This window comes from Yersinia sp. Marseille-Q5920, from assembly GCF_946902935.1.
Classification (GTDB): domain Bacteria; phylum Pseudomonadota; class Gammaproteobacteria; order Enterobacterales; family Enterobacteriaceae; genus Yersinia; species Yersinia rochesterensis.
In genome coordinates this window covers 1-566 of the sequence record NZ_CAMPQA010000035.1, presented here as the reverse complement: position 1 = coordinate 566, position 566 = coordinate 1, and the positions used below count along the sequence as shown (strand labels likewise).

Sequence of the window (566 nt, the reverse complement as noted above, 5' to 3'; positions counted from 1 at the left end):
GGGCGTGAGCCGGACAGTGAAAGTGGGGCATTTTATGCCCGCCTGCGCCATGAACGTTACCTCAATAATCAGGCACGTTTCGCCGGGGTGGCCAATGCGGCGACACTGGGGCCGGGTCAGGAACTGAAAGTCACCGGAAGCGATGTGCCGGCACAGTTTGGTAAAGGGGTGATAATCACCCGCATCACCAGCCACGCCCGCCGTGACCGCAGCTATGAAGTGCATTTTGAAGCCATTCCTTACTCCGAAGATTATTGCTTCCGTCCAGCACTTATCCGCAAGCCGACTATGGCCGGAACCTTGCCGGCGCGGGTCACCAGCACCACTGCAAACGACACCTATGGTCATATCGACAAAGACGGGCGCTACCGTGTCAATCTGATGTTCGACCGTGACAGTTGGGAGCCGGGTTACGAAAGCTTGTGGGTTCGTCAGGCTCGACCGTATGCGGGTGACACCTACGGCCTGCACCTGCCGCTGCTGGCGGGCACCGAAGTGGCGATTGCGTTTGAGGATGGCAACCCGGACCGGCCGTATATTGCCTCTGTGTTGCACGACTCGGCGCA

At 59.2% G+C, this 566-nt stretch carries 1 protein-coding gene; it reads left to right on the top strand.

Features of this window, described 5'->3' with window-relative positions; all coding sequences use genetic code 11:
• On the top strand, positions 1-566 hold a 566-nt coding region (vgrG, locus tag OVO64_RS20435; RefSeq protein WP_145510108.1), incomplete at both ends, for a type VI secretion system tip protein VgrG.